Annotated in this window: 16 protein-coding genes; 13 read left to right on the top strand and 3 right to left on the bottom strand. The window is 63.5% G+C overall.

Translation table 11 applies throughout. From position 1 onward, the window contains the following. The first annotated feature begins 110 nt into the window (after nt 1-110). On the top strand, nt 111-1,460 hold the full coding sequence (locus J4D28_RS11240) for a CoA transferase (protein ID WP_103331518.1): 1,350 nt from the start codon (nt 111-113) through the stop codon (nt 1,458-1,460). 187 nt (nt 1,461-1,647) lie between these two features. Here J4D28_RS11240 and J4D28_RS11245 read toward each other — a convergent pair whose 3' ends face one another. Both J4D28_RS11245 and arcD (J4D28_RS11250) read right to left on the bottom strand, forming a co-directional pair. Then, nucleotides 1,648-2,505: a DNA-3-methyladenine glycosylase gene (locus tag J4D28_RS11245; RefSeq protein ID WP_103331519.1), complete on the bottom strand. Its 858-nt coding sequence runs from the start codon at nt 2,503-2,505 to the stop codon at nt 1,648-1,650. Further along, nucleotides 2,502-3,929: an arginine-ornithine antiporter gene (arcD, locus tag J4D28_RS11250; protein ID WP_009050419.1), complete on the bottom strand. Its 1,428-nt coding sequence runs from the start codon at nt 3,927-3,929 to the stop codon at nt 2,502-2,504. The genes J4D28_RS11245 and arcD (J4D28_RS11250) overlap by 4 nt, the downstream gene beginning before the upstream one ends. 448 nt (nt 3,930-4,377) lie before the next feature. Between arcD (J4D28_RS11250) and arcD (J4D28_RS11255) the strand changes: the two genes are divergently transcribed. The 12 genes from arcD (J4D28_RS11255) (at nt 4,378) to J4D28_RS11310 (ending at nt 18,970) form a co-directional block, all read left to right on the top strand. Then, entirely contained in the window at nt 4,378-5,805 is a 1,428-nt protein-coding gene (arcD, locus tag J4D28_RS11255; RefSeq protein WP_009050420.1) for an arginine-ornithine antiporter, read from the top strand. A gap of 36 nt (nt 5,806-5,841) precedes the next feature. Next, nucleotides 5,842-7,098, top strand: a complete 1,257-nt coding sequence (arcA, locus tag J4D28_RS11260; RefSeq protein ID WP_009050421.1) for an arginine deiminase — start codon at nt 5,842-5,844, stop codon at nt 7,096-7,098. 86 nt (nt 7,099-7,184) lie between these two features. Continuing rightward, nucleotides 7,185-8,195 carry an ornithine carbamoyltransferase gene (locus J4D28_RS11265; protein ID WP_009050422.1) on the top strand — a complete coding sequence of 337 codons (1,011 nt, stop codon included), beginning with the start codon at nt 7,185-7,187 and terminating at the stop codon, nt 8,193-8,195. A 97-nt stretch (nt 8,196-8,292) separates the two neighbouring features. After that, on the top strand, nt 8,293-9,222 hold the full coding sequence (gene arcC / locus J4D28_RS11270) for a carbamate kinase (RefSeq protein WP_009050423.1): 930 nt from the start codon (nt 8,293-8,295) through the stop codon (nt 9,220-9,222). Between the two features lie 61 nt (nt 9,223-9,283). Continuing rightward, nucleotides 9,284-9,646: a DUF5064 family protein gene (locus J4D28_RS11275; RefSeq protein WP_009050424.1), complete on the top strand. Its 363-nt coding sequence runs from the start codon at nt 9,284-9,286 to the stop codon at nt 9,644-9,646. 229 nt (nt 9,647-9,875) lie between these two features. Then, nucleotides 9,876-11,384 carry a sigma-54-dependent transcriptional regulator gene (locus J4D28_RS11280; protein ID WP_038634446.1) on the top strand — a complete coding sequence of 503 codons (1,509 nt, stop codon included), beginning with the start codon at nt 9,876-9,878 and terminating at the stop codon, nt 11,382-11,384. A 441-nt stretch (nt 11,385-11,825) separates the two neighbouring features. Further along, a complete protein-coding gene (gcvH, locus tag J4D28_RS11285) occupies nt 11,826-12,209 on the top strand; it encodes a glycine cleavage system protein GcvH (protein WP_009050426.1) in 384 nt (127 codons plus the stop codon). 9 nt (nt 12,210-12,218) lie between these two features. After that, on the top strand, nt 12,219-15,077 hold the full coding sequence (gcvP, locus tag J4D28_RS11290; RefSeq protein ID WP_103331520.1) for an aminomethyl-transferring glycine dehydrogenase: 2,859 nt from the start codon (nt 12,219-12,221) through the stop codon (nt 15,075-15,077). A 159-nt stretch (nt 15,078-15,236) separates the two neighbouring features. Further along, the gene (locus J4D28_RS11295) at nt 15,237-16,613 is read left to right on the top strand and encodes an L-serine ammonia-lyase (protein ID WP_028683221.1); all 1,377 of its coding nucleotides are present in this window, start codon (nt 15,237-15,239) and stop codon (nt 16,611-16,613) included. A 41-nt stretch (nt 16,614-16,654) separates the two neighbouring features. Continuing rightward, nucleotides 16,655-17,779 (top strand): glycine cleavage system aminomethyltransferase GcvT, encoded by a 1,125-nt coding sequence (gcvT, locus tag J4D28_RS11300; protein WP_009050429.1) that lies wholly within the window; start codon nt 16,655-16,657, stop codon nt 17,777-17,779. A 392-nt stretch (nt 17,780-18,171) separates the two neighbouring features. Beyond that, nucleotides 18,172-18,384 (top strand): cold-shock protein, encoded by a 213-nt coding sequence (locus tag J4D28_RS11305; protein ID WP_007931076.1) that lies wholly within the window; start codon nt 18,172-18,174, stop codon nt 18,382-18,384. Nucleotides 18,385-18,481: 97 nt separating this feature from the next. Further along, the gene (locus tag J4D28_RS11310; RefSeq protein WP_009050430.1) at nt 18,482-18,970 is read left to right on the top strand and encodes an RDD family protein; all 489 of its coding nucleotides are present in this window, start codon (nt 18,482-18,484) and stop codon (nt 18,968-18,970) included. Nucleotides 18,971-19,032: 62 nt separating this feature from the next. Here J4D28_RS11310 and nadA read toward each other — a convergent pair whose 3' ends face one another. Further along, nucleotides 19,033-20,091, bottom strand: coding sequence for a quinolinate synthase NadA (nadA, locus tag J4D28_RS11315; RefSeq protein WP_009050431.1), 1,059 nt, complete (start codon nt 20,089-20,091; stop codon nt 19,033-19,035). Between the last annotated feature and the right edge of the window lie 251 nt (nt 20,092-20,342).

The following is a 20,342-nucleotide window of genomic DNA, read 5'->3' on the forward strand; positions in this document are numbered from 1 at the left end:
ACGACCATCGCGAGCAAGCTCGCTCCTACAGATAGTTCTTGCTCCGTCACGGGGCTGCGGCGCTTCACTTTTTTGATTTATGCTGCCCCCTCTCTTGCGGAGGGCCTGCAATGACCGATGTGCTGTCGTCTGTTCAAGCCGCGCTTGGCTTGCCTCTTACCCCGATTGCCTTGACCTCGAGCGGCGCCCTGCCCTCGGCCTTCGCCGTGACCGAACTGGCCAGCGCCAGCATCGCCGCGGCCGGCCAGGCGGCGGCCGGGCTGCTGTTCAGCCAGACCGGGCGCATGCCCACCCTGAGCGTCGACCGACGCCTGGCCTCCTTCTGGTTCGCCACCTCCCTGCGGCCGCTGGGCTGGAGCGTGCCGCCGCTGTGGGACCCGGTCGCCGGCGACTACGCCACCCAGGACGGCTGGATTCGCCTGCACACCAATGCGCCCCATCATCGCCAGGCGGCCGAACAGGTACTCGGCCGGGTCGCGGACCGGCCGGCCATGGCCGCCAAGGTTGCGCAGTGGAACAAGAGCGACCTGGAGCAGGCGGTGGTCGAGGCAGGTGGCTGCGCCGCCGAAATGCGCAGCTGGGCCGAGTGGCAAGCCCATCCCCAGGGGCAGGCCGTGAATGCCGAGCCCCTGGTGCACTACGTGAAGCAAGGTGCAGACGCCGCGCAGCCCTGGCGCGGGTCGCTGTCACGCCCCCTGGCCGGGATCAAGGTGCTGGACCTGACCCGGGTGCTGGCCGGCCCCATCGCCAGCCGCTTTCTGGCCGGGCTGGGCGCCGACGTGCTGCGCATCGACCCGCCGGAGTGGAACGAGCCCGGCGTGGTCCCGGAAGTCACCCTGGGCAAACGCTGCGCCCGCCTGAACCTGCACGACGCCGCCGATCGCCAGGTCTTCGAAAGCCTGCTGAGGGAAGCCGACCTGCTGCTGCACGGCTACCGCGCCGATGCCCTGGAACGCCTCGGCTACGGCGCGGCCGAGCGCCAGCGCCTCGCCCCGGAGCTGATCGATGTGTGCCTGAACGCCTATGGCTGGAGCGGCCCCTGGCAGAACCGCCGTGGCTTCGACAGCCTGGTGCAGATGAGCAGCGGCATTGCCGAGGCCGGCCAGCGCTGGCAGCAGGCCGAAAAACCGGTACCGCTGCCGGTGCAGGCCCTGGACCACGCCACCGGCTACCTGATGGCCGCCGCCGCGATCCGCACCCTGAACGAACGACTGAAAACCGGGGCCGTCGGCAGCGCACGGCTGTCGCTGGCGCGGACCGCCAAGCTGTTGATCGAGCACGCCCCTGGCAACGCCGAGCCCGCCTTGCGCGCCGAAGACCAGGACGACCAGGGGTTGCTGGTGGAGCAGACCTCCTGGGGCCCGGCCTATCGCCTGCAAGTACCCCTGCAGATCAGCGGCACGCCCCTGCAATGGGCCTACCCCGCCAGCGACCTGGGCGCCCATCGCCCGAAATGGTAATGCTCGTAGCCCTGTAGCCCTGTAGCCCTGTAGCCGCTGCCGAGCCTGCGAGGCTGCGATCGAGGACGTAGTCCTCGCCAAGCCTGCGCATGCGGTATGAATGACGTAACGCGCCGCCTGTTTTACGGCCGCTGCGCAGCCGATCGCTGCCTCGCGGTGCTCGGCAGCGGCTACAGGTGCGGGGGGATTACAAGGCCGTCCACAGGTGCTGCGCCGCGTAACCGCGCCATGGCCGCCAGGCCTCGGCGCGGGCCAGCAGCTGGCTGGCGCTGACCGGCCCGCCTTCGAGCGCCGCCAGGGCATTGAGCAGGCCCACGTCCGCCGCAGGGAAGGCATCCGCTTCGCGGAACTGGCGCAGGGCCACGTAATGCGCGGTCCAGTCGCCGACACCCCATAGCGCCCGCAAGGCGGACAGGCTGTGTTCGAGGCTGGCCTTGGGAGCAAACAGCTGCGGATCGTCGAGCAGCGCCTGCGCCACGCCGGACAGGGTCCGCCCCCGGCTGCGCGGCATGCCCAGGCTCGCCAGGTCGGCGCCCGCCATTCGCCCCGGCTCAGGAAACACATGGCTCAACCCCGCCGGCGCCCCCACGCAGCTCAATGGCTGGCCATATTGCGCCACCAGCTTGCCCGCCAGACGGATGGCCGCCACCACCGTGATCTGCTGCCCCAGCACCGCGCGCACTGCCAGCTCGAAACCGTCCCAGGCGCCGGGCACGCGCAGCCCCGGCCGCGAGGCGATCAAACGGGCCATCAGCGGGTCGACGGACAGTTGCCGATGAATCGGCGCCAGGTCGGTGTCCAGGTCCAGCAGGCGGCGGATGCGCGCCACGATCCGTGCATAGGCTTGCGGGTCGGGAAAGTCCAGGGTCAGGGCCAGCGTATCGCTGTCGCCCGGGCCCACGCTGAACCAGCCGTGGACGCCATCGAGGCTGATGCTGCGCGAATAGCGGTCGCCGCTGACGGTCTCCTGCCCGGCGATGGCCCGCGCCCGGAGAAACGCCAGCATCGCCGGCCAGTCATAGGGCGGCTGGTAAGCGAGCCTCACAGCGACAGCACACCGCTGTACAGGCCATAGGCGGCCAGGCTGGCCCCGGCGACCACACAGGCGAAAATGCCTTTCTCGATACCGGTGAACAACGGCTCGCCCTGCTCGCGCTTGGCCTTGGCGAACAGGATCACCCCCGGGGCATACAGCAGGGCCGACAGCAGCAGGTACTTGACCCCGCCGGCGTACAACAGCCACACCGCATAACACAGGGCCACGCCACCGATGCACAGGTCTTTCATGCGCTCGGCCGAGGCATGTTCGTAGGTTTCGCCACGGCCACTGAGCAGCACCGCGTAGGCCGCCGACCACAGGTAAGGCACCAGGATCATCGACGAGGCGAGGTAGATCAGGCTGGTGTAGGTCCCGGCGGAGAACAGGGTGATCAGCAAAAACACCTGGATCATGCTGTTGGTCAGCCACAGGGCATTGACCGGTACGTGGTTGGCGTTTTCCTTTTTCAGGAAGGCCGGCATGGTCCGGTCGCGGGCGGTGGCGAACAGAATTTCGGCACACAGCAGCGCCCAGGACAGCAAGGCACCGAGCAGGGAAACCGCCAGGCCGACGCTGATCAGCAACGCCCCCCAGGGGCCGACGATGTGCTCCAACACCGCCGCCAAGGACGGGTTCTGCAAGGTCGCCAGTTCCGGCTGGCTCATGATCCCCAGGGACAGCACATTGACCAGCACCAGCAGGGCCAGCACTCCGATAAAACCGATCACCGTGGCCCGGCCGACATCCGCGCGCTTTTCGGCCCGGGCCGAATAAACGCTGGCGCCTTCGATGCCGATGAACACGAAGACCGTGACCAGCATCATGTTGCGCACCTGGTCCATCACCCCGCCGAAGTTCGGGTTGCCGCGGCCCCAGATGTCGCGGGTGAAAATGTCCGCCTTGAACGCCACCGCGGCAATCACGATGAACATCACCAGCGGCACGATCTTGGCCACGGTGGTCAGCAGGTTGATGAAGGCCGCTTCCTTGATCCCGCGCAGCACCAGGAAATGCACCGCCCACAGCAAGACCGAGGCGCAGGCGATGGCCACCGGGGTGTTGCCCTGGCCAAACACCGGGAAGAAATAGCCCAGGGTGCTGAACAGCAGCACGAAGTAGCCGACGTTGCCCAGCCAGGCGCTGATCCAGTAGCCCCAGGCGGACGAGAACCCCATGTAGTCGCCGAAGCCGGCCTTGGCGTAGGCGTACACCCCCGAATCGAGTTCAGGCTTGCGGTTGGCCAGGGTCTGGAAGACGAAGGCCAGGGTCAGCATGCCCACGGCGGTGATCGCCCAACCGATGAGGATCGCCCCCGCGTCGGCCCGGGCCGCCATGTTCTGCGGCAAGGAAAAGATCCCGCCGCCAATCATCGAACCCACCACCAGCGCGATCAGGGCGCCGAGTCGCAGTTTTTGCGTGGTTTGTGGCATGCCTACCTCTGCGTGCAGTCCAATTGTCCGACAACCAAACTATATGCAAATAAATTACTTCCACACGCTGGCAACGAACTAAAAGAGTCAATTATTGATCTTTTATGGATCCAATGACATGACTCCGATCAGAACTTACTGAATCTTGGCGAGTTTTATTTTTTGTAAAGACTGAATGCCATCAACCGGCCACCCCCTTTATAACTTTTTTACTAGTTGCGCATTCTTGAAAGCGGACTAGTTTCAATCTGGCATCAATGAGAAGCCCTGTCATCCAGCCTTCCAGGCCTTCAGTAATGGCACTTCCAGGCATCCTGCCGGCGAAAGCAAAGACTGCTTAAGTCATTCATTCACAATGGAATGTAGCGATGACCTGATCTAAGTCAGCTGTTTGTATTACGCGCAGATCTACTCTGACGTCTCTCTTCTCCTGCAATGGAGTCACGCAATGTCTGACACTCCCGGAAAACTACGACTTGGTGCGTTAGTCGCCTTGGTAGTCGGCTCGATGATTGGCGGCGGGATCTTTTCCTTGCCACAAAACATGGCGGCAAGTGCCGATGTAGGCGCTGTTCTTATTGGCTGGGCTATTACCGCTGTCGGTATGTTGACGCTGGCTTTCGTGTTTCAAACCCTGGCCAACCGCAAGCCTGATCTGGACGGCGGTGTCTACGCCTATGCCAAGGCCGGCTTCGGCGACTACATGGGCTTTTCGTCCGCCTGGGGCTACTGGATCAGCGCCTGGCTGGGCAACGTCGGCTACTTCGTGCTGCTGTTCAGCACCCTGGGCTACTTCTTTCCGATCTTCGGTGAGGGCAACACCCCGGCCGCGGTAATCGGCGCCTCGGTCCTGCTGTGGGCCGTGCACTTTCTGGTGCTGCGCGGGATCAAGGAGGCGGCCTTCATCAACCTGGTGACCACGGTCGCCAAAGTGGTGCCGCTGCTGCTGTTCGTGCTGATCGCCCTGTTCGCCTTCAAGCTGGACATCTTCACCGCGGACATCTGGGGCATGAAGAACCCCGACCTGGGCAGCGTGATGAACCAGGTGCGCAACATGATGCTGGTCACCGTCTGGGTGTTCATCGGCATCGAAGGCGCGAGCATCTTCTCCTCCCGCGCGGAAAAACGCTCGGACGTGGGCAAGGCCACCGTGATCGGCTTCATCACCGTGCTGCTGTTCCTGGTGCTGGTGAACGTGCTGTCGCTGGGCATCATGACCCAGCCGGAACTGGCGAAGCTGCAGAACCCGTCGATGGCGGCGGTGCTGGAGCATGTGGTCGGCCACTGGGGCGCGGTGCTGATCAGCGTCGGCCTGATCATCTCGCTGCTGGGGGCGCTGCTGTCGTGGGTGCTGCTGTGCGCGGAGATCATGTTCGCCGCGGCCAAGGACCACACCATGCCGGAGTTCCTGCGCAAGGAGAACGCCAACCATGTGCCGGTCAACGCCCTGTGGCTGACCAACGCCATGGTGCAGATATTCCTGGTCATCACCCTGTTCTCGGCCAGCACCTACCTGTCGCTGATCTACCTCGCCACCTCGATGATCCTGGTGCCCTACCTGTGGTCGGCGGCCTATGCCGTGCTGCTGGCGGTGCGCAGCGAGACCTATGAGGCGGCCCTGGCCGAACGCAAGAAAGACCTGTTGATCGGCTCCATCGCCCTGATCTACGCGATCTGGCTGCTGTACGCCGGCGGGGTCAAGTACCTGCTGCTCTCCGCCCTGCTCTACGCCCCCGGCGCGATCCTGTTCGCCAAGGCCAAGCTGGAGTTGGGCAAACCGATTTTCACCAACGTCGAGAAGCTGATTTTCGCCGCAGTGGTCATAGGCGCCCTGGTGGCCGCCTATGGGCTCTACGACGGCTTCCTGACCCTGTAACCGCACGATTGTTTCTACCTCTGGAGGATCACTGTAATGACCACGGAAAAAGTTAAGTACGGCGTCCATTCCGAAGCCGGCAAACTGCGCAAAGTCATGGTTTGCTCCCCAGGCCTGGCCCATCAGCGGCTGACCCCGAACAACTGCGATGAACTGCTGTTCGATGATGTGATCTGGGTCAACCAGGCCAAGCGCGACCATTTCGACTTCGTCACCAAAATGCGCGAGCGTGGGATCGAAGTCCTGGAAATGCACAACCTGCTGACCGATACGGTGCAGAACCCCGAAGCCCTGAAGTGGATCCTGGATCGCAAGATCACCCCCGACACCGTCGGCGTCGGCCTGACCAACGAAGTGCGCAGCTGGCTCGAAAGCCTGGAGCCGCGCAAGCTGGCCGAGTTCCTGATCGGCGGCGTGGCCGGCGAGGACCTGCCGGAAAGCGAAGGCGCCAGCGTGATCAAGATGTACCGCGACTACCTGGGCCACTCCAGCTTCCTGCTGCCGCCGCTGCCCAACACCCAGTTCACCCGCGACACCACCTGCTGGATCTACGGCGGCGTGACACTCAACCCGATGTACTGGCCGGCCCGGCGCCAGGAAACCCTGCTGGCCAGCGCCATCTACAAGTTCCATCCCGAGTTCACCCACGCCGACTTCGAGATCTGGTACGGCGACCCGGACAAGGATCACGGCCAGGCCACCCTTGAGGGTGGCGACGTCATGCCGATCGGCAATGGCGTGGTGCTGATCGGCATGGGCGAGCGGACTTCGCGCCAGGCCATCGGCCAGCTTGCGCAATCCCTGTTCGCCAAGGGCGCGGTGGAAAAAGTCGTGGTCGCCGGCCTGCCGAAATCCCGCGCGGCGATGCACCTGGACACCGTGTTCAGCTTCTGCGACCGCGACCTGGTCACGGTCTTCCCGGAAGTGGTCAAGGAAATCGTGCCGTTCGTCATCCGCCCCGACACCAGCAAGCCCTATGGCATGGACGTGCGACGGGAGAACAAATCGTTCATCGAGGTGGTGGCCGAATCCCTCAACCTCAAGCAACTGCGCGTGGTGGAGACCGGCGGCAACAGCTTCGCCGCCGAACGCGAACAGTGGGACGACGGCAACAACGTGGTGGCCCTGGAACCGGGCGTGGTCATCGGCTATGACCGCAACACCTACACCAACACCCTGCTGCGCAAGGCCGGGGTGGAAGTGATCACCATCAGCGCCAGCGAACTCGGCCGTGGCCGTGGCGGCGGCCACTGCATGACCTGCCCGATCATCCGCGACCCGATCGATTACTAAGCGCCTCTTATTCCGACATAGCAGCTTGCCGTTGCCCCCACGAAGGGCCTCGGCAAGTGGACGACCGAAATCAAAGGAGATCCATCATGGCTTTCAACATCCACAACCGTAACCTGCTGAGCCTCGAGCACCACACCGCGCGCGAGCTGCGCTACCTGCTCGACCTGTCCCGCGACCTCAAGCGCGCCAAGTACACCGGCACCGAGCAGCAGCACCTCAAGGGCAACAACATCGCCCTGATCTTCGAGAAAACCTCGACCCGTACCCGCTGCGCCTTCGAGGTCGCCGCCTATGACCAGGGCGCCAACGTCACCTACATCGACCCGAACTCGTCGCAGATCGGCCACAAGGAAAGCATGAAGGACACCGCCCGCGTGCTCGGGCGCATGTACGACGCCATCGAGTACCGCGGCTTCAAGCAGGAAATCGTCGAAGAACTGGCGAAGTTCGCCGGGGTGCCGGTGTTCAACGGCCTGACCGACGAATACCACCCGACCCAGATGATCGCCGACGTGCTGACCATGCGTGAGCATGCCGACAAGCCGATCCACGACATCAGCTACGCCTATCTGGGCGACGCCCGCAACAACATGGGCAACTCGCTGCTGCTGGTGGGCGCCAAGCTCGGCATGGACGTGCGCATCTGCGCGCCCAAAGCCCTGTGGCCCCATGACGACCTGGTCAGCCGCTGCAAGAAGTACGCGGAAGAAAGCGGCGCCCGCATCACCCTGACCGAAGACCCGAAAGCCGCGGTCAAGGGCGTCGACTTCATCCATACCGACGTCTGGGTATCGATGGGCGAGCCAGTGGAAGCCTGGGCCGAACGTATCCAGCAACTGCTGCCGTACCAGGTCAACGCCGAGCTGATGAAGGCCACCGGCAACCCACGGACCAAGTTCATGCACTGCCTACCGGCGTTCCACAACAGCGATACCAAGGTCGGCAAGCAGATCGCCGAGCAGTATCCGCACCTGGCCAACGGCATCGAAGTGACCGACGACGTGTTCGAGTCGCCGGCCTGCATCGCCTTCGAGCAAGCGGAAAACCGCATGCACACCATCAAGGCGATCCTGGTCTCGACCCTGGCCGACCTGTAACCACGATGACCGGGCCGACCGCCTGACGGCCGGCCCCTCGCCCCATGGGCGCGCGACTTGCGCCCACGGGATCACCGAATTCTGGAAGGAATGCATTATGCGTATCGTCGTCGCACTGGGCGGCAACGCCCTGCTCCGCCGTGGTGAACCCATGACCGCGGACAATCAACGCGCCAATATCCGGATCGCCACCGAACAGATCGCCAAGATCCATCCCGGCAACCAGCTGGTGATCGCCCACGGCAACGGCCCGCAGGTCGGCCTGCTGTCGCTGCAGGCGGCGGCCTACACCTCGGTGTCACCTTACCCGCTGGACGTGCTAGGCGCCGAAACCGAAGGCATGATCGGCTACATCATCGAACAGGAACTGGGCAACCTGCTGGACTTCGAAGTGCCCTTCGCCACCCTGCTGACCCAGGTCGAGGTCGACGCCAAGGACCCGGCGTTCCAGAACCCGAGCAAGCCCATCGGCCCGGTCTACAGCAAGGAAGAGGCGGAAAAACTGGCCAAGGAAAAAGGCTGGGCCATCGCCCCCGATGGCGACAAGTACCGCCGCGTGGTGGCCAGCCCGAAACCCAAGCGCATCTTTGAAATCCGCCCGATCAAATGGCTGCTGGAAAAGAGCAGTATCGTGATCTGCGCCGGCGGTGGCGGCATCCCCACTATGTATGGCGAGGATGGCAAGCTCAGGGGCATCGAGGCGGTGATCGACAAGGACCTGTGCTCGGCGCTGCTGGCCGAACAGCTGGAGGCCGATCTGCTGGTGATCGCCACCGACGTCAACGCGGCCTTTATCGACTGGGGCAAGCCGTCGCAGAAAGCCATTGCCCAGGCACACCCGGACGAAATGGAAAAGCTCGGCTTCGCCGCCGGCTCCATGGGACCAAAGGTCCAGGCGGCCTGCGAGTTCGCCCGCCATACTGGAAAAGTCGCAGTGATCGGTTCACTCTCGGACATCGAAGCGATCGTCCAGGGCCAGGCCGGCACGCGCATCAGCACGGCCCAGCCGGGCATCACCTACCGATAAGAGAAACTCAGGGTGCAGGTTCCAGGCCTGCCCCTCTCCCATGCCTTGAAAGGAGAGAACCATGGCCCAGTTCGAACCCGGTCATTTGCACATCGAACGACACGCGCTGAACAAGGACGATGTCAGCTACAACATCTGCATCGACTACGAGGTTGCGCAGGATCCCAAGGAAGGCAAGGGGATGCAGTTCAAGATGCATGGAACGATCCAGGGCAAAGCGGTCGATGAACCCTTCTTCCTGCCCAAGGATCAGGCGTACAACTTCGCCAGCAACGTGACGAAAATCGCCGAGAAGTACGGGATTCCCAAGGCAATGAGCAGCATCGGTTCGGTGCACAAGCACTACGACGCGATGTTCGAGGATGTGCGGGTGCAGTTGAACGTGAAATCCGGGGACCCGGTAAAACCCGAACATCTCGAGTAACCCCAGCCCGCGGGTCGCGGGCTTCCCCTACCCGCTGACTTGTAGGAGCGAGGCTTGCCCGCGATGGTCGTCAAGGATGACGCGGGTAGCCTGATCCGCCGCGGTGTCTTCTAGTTCATCGCGAGCAAGCTTCGCTCCTACAGAAGCCTGTGGCCACGGCGAATTTCACCAATGGCGTCCGCCAAGGCATACTTGCCACCCTCCGTTTTCCAGAACCCTTGTCCGCCCCATGCGCATCCACGTCAGCTTTATCGACCGCGTCGGTATCACCCAGGAAGTCCTGGCCCTGCTCGGTGGGCGCAACCTCAACCTGGATGCGGTGGAGATGGTGCCGCCCAACGTCTACATCGACGCCCCGACCCTCAGCCCACAAGTGCTGGAAGAGCTGCGCGACGCGCTGTTCAGCGTGCGCGGCGTGCAGGCGGTGACGGTGGTCGACATCCTGCCCGGCCAGCGTCGCCATCTGCAGCTCGACGCCCTGCTGGCGGCGATGACCGACCCGGTGCTGGCCCTGGACAGCGCCGGCAAGGTGCTGCTGGCCAACCCGGCGCTGATCGCCCTGTATGGCCGCGAGCCGGCCGGGGAAAGCGTGGCCGAGCTGTTCGACGACCCGGCGCTGCTGGAAACCCTGCTGGAACAGGGCTTTCGCCTGCCCCTGCGGGAAATCACCCTCAACGGCCAGACCCTGCTGCTGGACGCCACGCCGATCACCGACGCCGGCGCGCTGCTGACCCTGTATCAGCCCAATCGCATCGGCGAGCGCCTGTCGGCCCTGCACCACGACCATGCCGAAGGCTTCGATGCCCTGCTCGGCGATTCGCCGGCCATCCGTACCCTCAAGGCCCGCGCCCAGCGCGTCGCCGCGCTGGATGCACCGCTGCTGATCCAGGGCGAAACCGGTACCGGCAAGGAGCTGGTGGCGCGGGCCTGCCACGCCATCAGTGCGCGGCACGGCGCGCCGTTTCTCGCGCTGAACTGCGCCGCCCTGCCGGAAAACCTCGCCGAAAGCGAGCTGTTCGGCTATGCGCCCGGCGCCTTCACCGGCGCCCAGCGCGGCGGCAAGCCGGGACTGATGGAGCTGGCCAACCAGGGCACTGTGTTTCTCGACGAGATCGGCGAAATGTCGCCCTATTTGCAGGCCAAGCTGCTGCGTTTTCTCAATGACGGCAGCTTTCGCCGGGTCGGCGGCGACCGTGAGGTCAAGGTCAATGTGCGGATCCTCAGCGCCACCCACCGCGACCTGGAAAAGATGGTCGCCGAAGGCGCCTTTCGCGAAGACCTGTTCTATCGCCTCAACGTGCTGAATGTGGAAGTGCCGCCCCTGCGCGAGCGCGGCCAGGACATCCTGTTGCTGGCGCGCTATTTCATGCAGCAGGCCTGCGCGCAGATCCAGCGCCCGGTCTGCCGCCTGGCGCCCGGCACCTATCCGGCGCTGCTGGGCAACCGCTGGCCGGGTAACGTGCGCCAGTTGCAGAACGTGATCTTCCGCGCGGCGGCGATCTGCGAAAGCAGCCTGGTGGACATCGGCGACCTGGATATCGCCGGCACCTCGGTGGCACGCCAGAACGACACCGAAGTCGAAAGCCTGGAACAGGCCGTCGAAGAGTTCGAGAAGGCACTGCTGGAAAGCCTGTACGTCAACTACCCCTCGACCCGCCAGCTGGCCAGCCGCCTGCAGACCTCCCACACCGCCATCGCCCATCGCCTGCGCAAGTACGGCATTCCCAACAAGCCCTGAAAGCCTGATGGCTGTCGCTTCCGCTCTGCTTCTGTAGGAGCGAAGCTTGCTCGCGAAAAATCTCAACGGCGCCGCAGTGCCTGGAGCCCGCGCAGCGCTCTCAGGCTCATCGCGAGCAAGCTTCGCTCCTACAGAAAAACAGTGCGAAAAGCGACCTCCACCTGTACTGAAAGCGCTACAGCGGAACGATATCGCTACAGTCGGTTGTAATCGGCGCAACGCAAGGCTTTGATCCCCATAGGCTTTTCCCTGACGCTCCAGCTGTAGCGATTTCGCTACAGCTGTCAACTTTTGCCTGCCGGGAGAAACTCATAACTTATTGATTTATAACAACTTAAAAACATTGGCCGCATTTTTGCTATGGGCTTACCCATTCAGCTCGGCCTTGCACGAGCATTCAATCGCGTCCACCAGACGAATCTGGCCCCTTGAGGAGTTTCCATGAGCGAGTTGCGTTTTACTGAAGATCACGAATGGCTGCGTACCGAAGCCGATGGCAGCGTTACCGTCGGCATCACGGCTTTCGCGCAAAACGCCCTGGGCGATGTGGTGTTCGTGCAATTGCCGGAATTGCAGGCCTACGACAAGGGCGCTGAAGCCGCCACCGTGGAATCGGTAAAAGCCGCCAGCGGCGTGTACATGCCCCTGGACGGGGAAGTGGTGGAAACCAACCCGGCCCTGGACACCAGCCCCGAGCTGGTCAACGAAGACCCGCTGGGCGAAGGCTGGTTCTTCCGCTTCATTCCCGCGGACGCCGCCGCTGTCGGCCAACTGCTGGATCAGGACGCCTACGACCGCCTGATCAAAGCCAACGCCGACGCCTGAGGAGCCGCCATGACTCAAGTCAACCTGAGCACCGCCAATGAATTCATCGCGCGCCACATCGGCCCGCGCCAGGACGACGAGCAAGCCATGCTCAACAGCCTGGGCTTCGACTCCCTGGAAGCCCTGAGCGCCAGCGTGATCCCCGACAGCATCAAGGGCACCAGCGTCCTCGACCTGCCCGCTGGGCAGAGCGAAGCCGACGCACTGGCCTCGATCAAGGCCATCGCTGCCAAGAACCAGCTGTTCAAGACCTACATCGGCCAGGGCTACTACAACTGCCACACGCCGTCGCCGATCCTGCGCAACCTCCTGGAAAACCCGGCCTGGTACACCGCCTACACCCCGTACCAGCCAGAAATCTCCCAGGGCCGCCTGGAAGCGCTGCTGAACTTCCAGACCCTGATCAGCGACCTCACCGGCCTGCCGATCGCCAACGCCTCCCTGCTCGACGAAGCCACCGCCGCCGCCGAAGCCATGACCTTCTGCAAGCGCCTGAGCAAGAACAAGGGCAGCCACGCCTTCTTCGCCTCCAGCCATTGCCACCCGCAAACCCTCGACGTGCTGCGCACCCGTGCCGAGCCGCTGGGCATCGACGTGGTGGTCGGCGACGAGCGCAAACTGACCGACGTCAGCCCGTTCTTCGGTGCCCTGCTGCAATACCCGGCGAGCAACGGTGACCTGTTCGACTACCGCGAGCTGACCGAGCGCTTCCACGCCGCCAACGCCCTGGTGGCGGTCGCCGCCGACCTGCTGGCATTGACCGTGCTGACCCCGCCGGGCGAATTCGGCGCCGACGTGGCCATCGGCAGCGCCCAGCGCTTCGGCGTGCCACTGGGCTTCGGTGGCCCGCATGCGGCCTACTTCTCCACCAAGGACGCGTTCAAGCGCGACATGCCGGGCCGTCTGGTCGGGGTGTCCGTGGACCGTTTCGGCAAGCCGGCACTGCGCCTGGCCATGCAGACCCGCGAGCAACATATCCGTCGCGAGAAAGCCACCAGCAACATCTGCACCGCCCAGGTGCTGCTGGCCAACATCGCCAGCATGTACGCCGTGTACCACGGCCCCAAAGGCCTGACCCGGATTGCCCGGCGCATCCACCAGCTGACCGCGATCCTGGCCCAGGGCCTGAGCAAGCTGGGGATCAAGGTCGAGCAGGAAAGCTTCTTCGACACCCTGACCCTGCACACCGGCGCGCGCACCTCGGCGCTGCACGACAAGGCCCGCGCCCAGCGCATCAACCTGCGGGTGATAGACACCGAACGCCTGGGTCTGTCCCTCGACGAAACCACCGGCCAGGCCGATGTAGAGGCCCTGTGGAGCCTGCTGGCCGACGGTCAGGCGCAGCCGGATTTCGCCGCGCTGGCCAGCACCGTACAGAGCCGTATCCCGGCGCCGCTGGTGCGTCAGTCGGCGATCCTCAGCCACCCGGTGTTCAACCGCTATCACTCGGAAACCGAGCTGATGCGCTACCTGCGCAAGCTGGCGGACAAGGACCTGGCCCTGGACCGCACCATGATCCCGCTGGGCTCGTGCACCATGAAGCTCAACGCCGCCAGCGAAATGATCCCGATCACCTGGGCCGAATTCGGTGCCCTGCACCCGTTCGCTCCGGCCGAGCAAAGCGCCGGCTACCAGCAACTGACGTCCGAACTGGAAGCCATGCTCTGCGCCGCCACCGGCTACGACGCGGTGTCCCTGCAGCCGAACGCCGGCTCCCAGGGTGAATACGCAGGCCTCTTGGCCATTCGTGCCTATCACCAGAGCCGTGGCGACGACCGTCGCGACATCTGCCTGATCCCTTCGTCCGCCCACGGCACCAACCCGGCCACCGCCAACATGGCCGGCATGCGCGTGGTGGTTACCGCCTGCGACGCCCGTGGCAACGTCGATATCGAAGACCTGCGGGCCAAGGCCATCGAGCACCGCGAGCACCTCGCCGCGCTGATGATCACCTACCCGTCGACCCACGGCGTGTTCGAGGAAGGCATCCGCGAAATCTGCGGCATCATTCATGACAACGGCGGCCAGGTGTACATCGACGGCGCCAACATGAACGCCATGGTCGGCCTCTGCGCCCCGGGCAAGTTCGGCGGCGACGTGTCGCACCTGAACCTGCACAAGACCTTCTGCATTCCCCACGGCGGTGGCGGCCCGGGCGTCGGCCCGATCGGCGTCAAGTCGCACCTGGCGCCGTTCCTGCCGGGCCACGCGGCCATGGAACGCAAGGAAGGCGCGGTCTGCGCCGCGCCGTTCGGCAGCGCGAGCATCCTGCCGATCACCTGGATGTACATCCGCATGATGGGCGGCGAAGGCCTCAAGCGTGCCTCGCAGCTGGCGATCCTCAACGCCAACTACATCTCCCGTCGCCTGGAAGAGCACTACCCGGTGCTCTACACCGGCAGCAACGGCCTGGTGGCCCACGAGTGCATCCTCGACCTGCGCCCGCTCAAGGACAGCAGCGGCATCAGCGTCGACGACGTCGCCAAGCGCCTGATCGACTTCGGCTTCCACGCCCCGACCATGTCGTTCCCGGTGGCCGGCACCCTGATGATCGAGCCGACCGAAAGCGAATCCAGGGAAGAACTGGACCGCTTCTGCGACGCCATGATCCGCATCCGCGAAGAAATCCGCGCGGTGGAAAACGGCAGCCTGGACAAGGACGACAACCCGCTGAAAAACGCCCCGCACACCGCGGCGGAAATCGTTGGCGAGTGGTCGCACCCCTACAGCCGTGAACAGGCGGTGTATCCAGTAGCCTCGCTGATCGAAGGCAAGTACTGGCCTCCGGTCGGCCGCGTCGACAACGTGTTCGGCGACCGCAACCTGGTGTGCGCCTGCCCGTCGATCGAAAACTATCAGGACGCCTAAGACGGCATCGCCGTCCATCGCGGGCAAGCCTCGCTCCTACGGTTTCTGCGTATACCTGTAGGAGCGAGGCGGCTGGCGACGAATACCGGCCAGACCGAACCGCAATACCCGCTTCCCCCGTGCGTGCCGATCAACACAATAAGAAACCGGAGAACCAACATGTCCTTGAGCGTGTTCGACCTGTTCAAGATTGGCATCGGCCCCTCCAGCTCCCACACCGTTGGCCCGATGCGCGCGGCCGCGCGCTTCGTCGAAGGCCTGCGGCGTGACGGGCTGCTGGGCGCCACCACCTGCGTCAAGGTCGAGCTGTACGGCTCGCTCGGCGCCACCGGCAAGGGCCACGGCAGCGACAAGGCCGTGCTCCTGGGCCTGGAAGGTGAACACCCGGATACCGTGAATACCGAAAACATCGCCGCGCGCCTGCAGGAAATACGCAGCAGCGCACGCTTGACCCTGCTCGGCGAACACGTCATCGCGTTCAACGAGAAAGAACACCTGGCCATGATCCGCAAGCCCCTGGCCTACCACCCCAACGGCATGATCTTCCGTGCTTTCGATGCCGCCGGGTTGCAGATCCGCAGCCGCGAGTACTACTCGGTGGGCGGCGGCTTCGTGGTCGACGAGGACGCCGCGGGGGCCGACCGCATCGTCGAAGACACCACCAAGCTGACCTTCCCCTTCAAGAGCGCCAAGGACTTGCTCGGCCATTGCACCACCTATGGCCTGTCCATCAGCCAGGTGATGCTGACCAACGAAAGCGCCTGGCGACCGGAAGCGGAAACCCGCGCCGGCCTGCTGAAGATCTGGCAAGTGATGCAGGATTGCGTGGATGCCGGCTGCCGCAATGAAGGGATCCTGCCGGGAGGCCTGAAGGTCAAGCGCCGCGCGGCCGCCCTCCACCGCCAGCTGTGCAAACACCCCGAGGCGGCCTTGCGCGATTCCTTGTCGGTGCTGGACTGGGTCAACCTGTATGCCCTGGCGGTCAACGAAGAAAACGCCAACGGCGGGCGCGTCGTCACCGCGCCCACCAATGGCGCCGCCGGCATCATCCCGGCGGTGCTGCACTACTACATGCGCTTCATCCCCGGCGCCAACGAAGACGGGGTGGTGCGTTTCCTGCTGACCGCCGCCGCCATCGGCATTCTCTACAAGGAAAACGCCTCCATCTCCGGCGCCGAAGTCGGCTGCCAGGGCGAGGTCGGCGTGGCCTGCTCGATGGCGGCCGGCGCCCTGTGCGAAGTGCTCGGCGGTACGGTGCAACAAGTGGAAAACGCCGCCGAGATCGGCATGGAACACAACCTCGGCCTGACCTGCGACCCGATCGGCGGCCTGGTGCAGGTGCCCTGCATCGAGCGCAACGCCATGGGTTCGGTCAAGGCGATCAACGCCGTGCGCATGGCCCTGCGGGGTGACGGACAACACTTCGTCTCCCTCGACAAGGTGATCCGCACCATGCGCCAGACCGGCGCCGACATGAAAAGCAAATACAAGGAAACCGCCCGCGGCGGTTTGGCAGTCAACATCATCGAGTGCTGATGCAGGCACACACGCATCTCACGTTTATCCAGGAGCTGAACATGTCCACCGAAACACTGTTGAAGACCCCGCTGCATTCGCTGCACCTCGAACTCGGCGCGCGCATGGTGCCGTTCGCCGGTTACGACATGCCCGTGCAATACCCGCTGGGCGTGATGAAAGAACACCAGCACACCCGCGAGCAGGCCGGCCTGTTCGACGTCTCGCACATGGGCCAGATCCGCCTGAGCGGCGCCAATGCCGCCCAGGCCCTGGAAACCCTGGTGCCGGTGGACATCATCGACCTGCCCGTGGGCATGCAGCGCTATGCCATGTTCACCAATGAAAACGGCGGCATCCTCGACGACCTGATGGTCGCCAACCTGGGCAACGACGAGCTGTTCCTGGTGGTCAACGCCGCCTGCAAGGAGCAGGACCTGGCCCATCTGCGCCAGCACATTGGCCAGGCGTGCAGCATCGAGCCGCTGTTCGAGGAGCGCGCCCTGCTCGCCCTGCAAGGCCCGGCGGCCGTCACCGTGCTGGCGCGCCTGGCGCCGGAAGTGGCGAAGATGACGTTCATGCAATTCACCCGCGTGAAGCTGCTGGGCGTGGACTGTTTTGTCAGCCGTTCGGGCTACACCGGCGAAGACGGTTTCGAAATCTCGGTGCCGGCGGCCGACGCCGAAACCCTGGCCCGCGCCCTGCTGGCCGAACCGGAAGTGGCGGCGATCGGCCTCGGTGCCCGTGACTCGCTGCGCCTGGAAGCCGGCCTGTGCCTGTATGGCCATGACATGAACAGCCAGACCACCCCGATCGAAGCCAGCCTGCTGTGGGCCATCTCCAAGCCACGTCGTGCCGATGGCGCGCGGGCCGGCGGTTTCCCGGGCGCGGAACAGGTGTTCGCCCAACAGCTCAATGGCGTGCAGCGCAAGCGCGTGGGCTTGCTGCCCCAGGAACGCACACCGGTGCGTGAAGGCGCGGAAATCGTCAACGAAGCGGGCGAGGTGATCGGCAGTGTTTGCAGCGGCGGTTTTGGTCCGACCCTGGGCGGTCCGTTGGCCATGGGTTACATCGATAGCGCTTATGTCGCACTCGATACGCCAGTTTGGGCAATTGTTCGTGGGAAAAAGGTGCCAATGCTTGTAAGCAAAATGCCATTCGTTGCACAACGCTACTATCGCGGTTGATCAACTGTTTCTATAAGTAACGCGGTTGCGTTAAAAGTGCACTAATCTGTAACGCAACCGCCATAAAATAGTGCATATTTTCGATATTGAACTTGCCTTATAACAGTTGAAAACAATTGAACAACTCTATCGAATAAGCCCAGACGCCTAGTTCCGGCAAACAGCTGCAAGCTGAGGAAAACCGGGGTTTCGCAGGGCTTGTTTTTTCTCCCATAGTTGGCGTAGAGTTTCCCCACTGTGTTTGCATGGGTCGCTTGGAATCGTGACCTGGGCAGTAGCCAACAAGTTTGCTACAACCCGTTCGACGTCTCTTACTTTCCTGCAACCCAGCCCAGTACTCCTTCATGAGAAAGAGACTGTCATTAATTTTTTAGCGTCAAAGGAAATAAGAAATGTCCCAACGTCAGAGCGGTACCGTCAAGTGGTTTAACGACGAGAAAGGTTTTGGTTTTATCACTCCAGAAAGCGGTCCGGATCTGTTCGTGCATTTCCGCGCTATTCAGGGCAACGGCTTCAAGAGCCTGAAAGAAGGCCAGAAAGTGACCTTCATCGCTGTGCAGGGCCAAAAAGGCATGCAGGCTGACGAAGTTCAAGCCGAAGGCTGATCGTCTGTAACGAAAAAGCCCCTGATGCTGACATCAGGGGCTTTTTTGTGCGCGCAATTCCGTAAAATGGCTTCTTTCTTCGATCGAGAGGCCTGTGATGCCAAAGCACCTGCTAACCCCCCAGGGCGATTTTCCCGCCGCTGGCCTGGGCCGTCGTCTGGCAGCGATGTTCTACGATTTCCTGCTGTGCACCGCACTGCTGATCGTCACGGGCGGCATCTACAAGTTCATCCAGCTGCAGATCCTCGGTGAAACCCGGATGCGCACCCTGACCGAATCCGGCGCCCTGGACGGCGATCCCCTCTACTCGACCGTCCTGCTGTTCGTGCTGTTCGCCTTCTTCGCCAAGTTCTGGACCCATTCCGGCCAGACCCTGGGCATGCAGGTCTGGGGCATTCGCGTGCAAAACGCCGACGGCAGCAGCATCAGCCTGTGGCAGGCCCTCCTGCGCTTCATGGTCTCGATCGCTTCCTGGCTATGCGCCGGGCTGGGTTTCATCTGGGTCCTGGTGGACAAACAGAAGCGCAGCTGGCACGACATCTACTCGTCCAGCCAGATCGTGCGCATCCCCAAACAGAAAAAATAATCCGCCACACAAAAAAACGCCCCGAATGTCGGGGCGTTTTTTTGTGCGTTTGTCGAAGGCGATCAGGCATTGCCCGCCAGCTTCATCCGCGCGGCCTGGGTGAAATCGAGCATGCGCTTGAGCGGGCGAATGGCCTGGGGAATCAGCGCCGGGTCGACGAATATCTCGTTGCTACCCTCACGCAGGCACTGCAAGGTGCGCTCCAGGGTGTTCATGGCCATCCACGGGCAATGGGCGCAGCTGCGGCAAGCCGCGCCGTTACCGGCCGTTGGCGCCTCGATAAACACCTTGTCCGGGCACAGCTGCTGCATCTTGTAGAAGATGCCGCGGTCGGTCGCCACGATCAGCGTCTTGTTCGGCAAACGCTGCGCGGCGGCAATCAGCTGGCTGGTGGAACCCACCGCATCGGCCAGTTCGATCACCGAGGTCGGCGATTCCGGGTGGACCAGAATGGCCGCATCGGGATAGAGCGCCTTCATGTCCTCCAGCTGCTTGGACTTGAACTCTTCATGAACGATGCAGGCACCGTCCCACAGCAGCATATCGGCACCGGTCTGGCGCTGGATGTAGGTGCCCAGATGCTTGTCCGGCCCCCAGATGATGGTTTCGCCGTTATCCATCAGGCTTTCGACGATTTCCAGGGCGCAACTGGAGGTCACCACCCAGTCGGCACGGGCTTTGACCGCTGCCGAGGTGTTGGCATAGACCACCACAGTGCGTTCCGGATGCTGGTCGCAGAACGCCGAGAACTCTTCCACCGGGCACCCCAGGTCGAGGGAGCAGGTGGCCTCCAGGGTGGGCATCAGCACGCGTTTCTCGGGGTTGAGGATCTTCGCCGTCTCGCCCATGAACCTGACACCGGCGACCACCACGGTCTTGGCCGGGTGAGCGTTGCCGAAACGGGCCATTTCCAGGGAATCGGACACGCAGCCGCCAGTCTCTTCGGCCAGGGCCTGAATCACCGGGTCACAGTAGAAGTGAGCCACCAGCACGGCGTCCTGAGCCTTGAGCTCGGCAGCAATCGCGGCACGGTAATGGGCTTCTTCTGCGGCAGTCAGCGGCTTGGGCTGCTTGGCGTCAAGGTGGGCCTGAACCAGAAGGCGTTCGGAAATGTGCGTCATGATCGCAAGACCTGCGGGCGCTTATGCGCGAAAGTCGAGTATACACCCGGCTCCGGACCCGTTGAGGGTACCGCCGGGAGAGTGAGTATTCATCAGGTAGGTGCAGCGTTGAAACTGCGCAAGGCTACAGAATATCCCCTTGATGTAAAAGATGATTCTGACCTGTGTCACGCCCGTGCCACACGGCTCGACCCAGCACGAAAGCCCACAAATTGCAGCCTCTGCAGAAGCGCCTCAGCGCAAACGGCTCA

Origin of the sequence: Pseudomonas sp. GW531-T4 (assembly GCF_017349615.1) — a bacterium.
Taxonomy (GTDB): domain Bacteria; phylum Pseudomonadota; class Gammaproteobacteria; order Pseudomonadales; family Pseudomonadaceae; genus Aquipseudomonas; species Aquipseudomonas chlororaphis_I.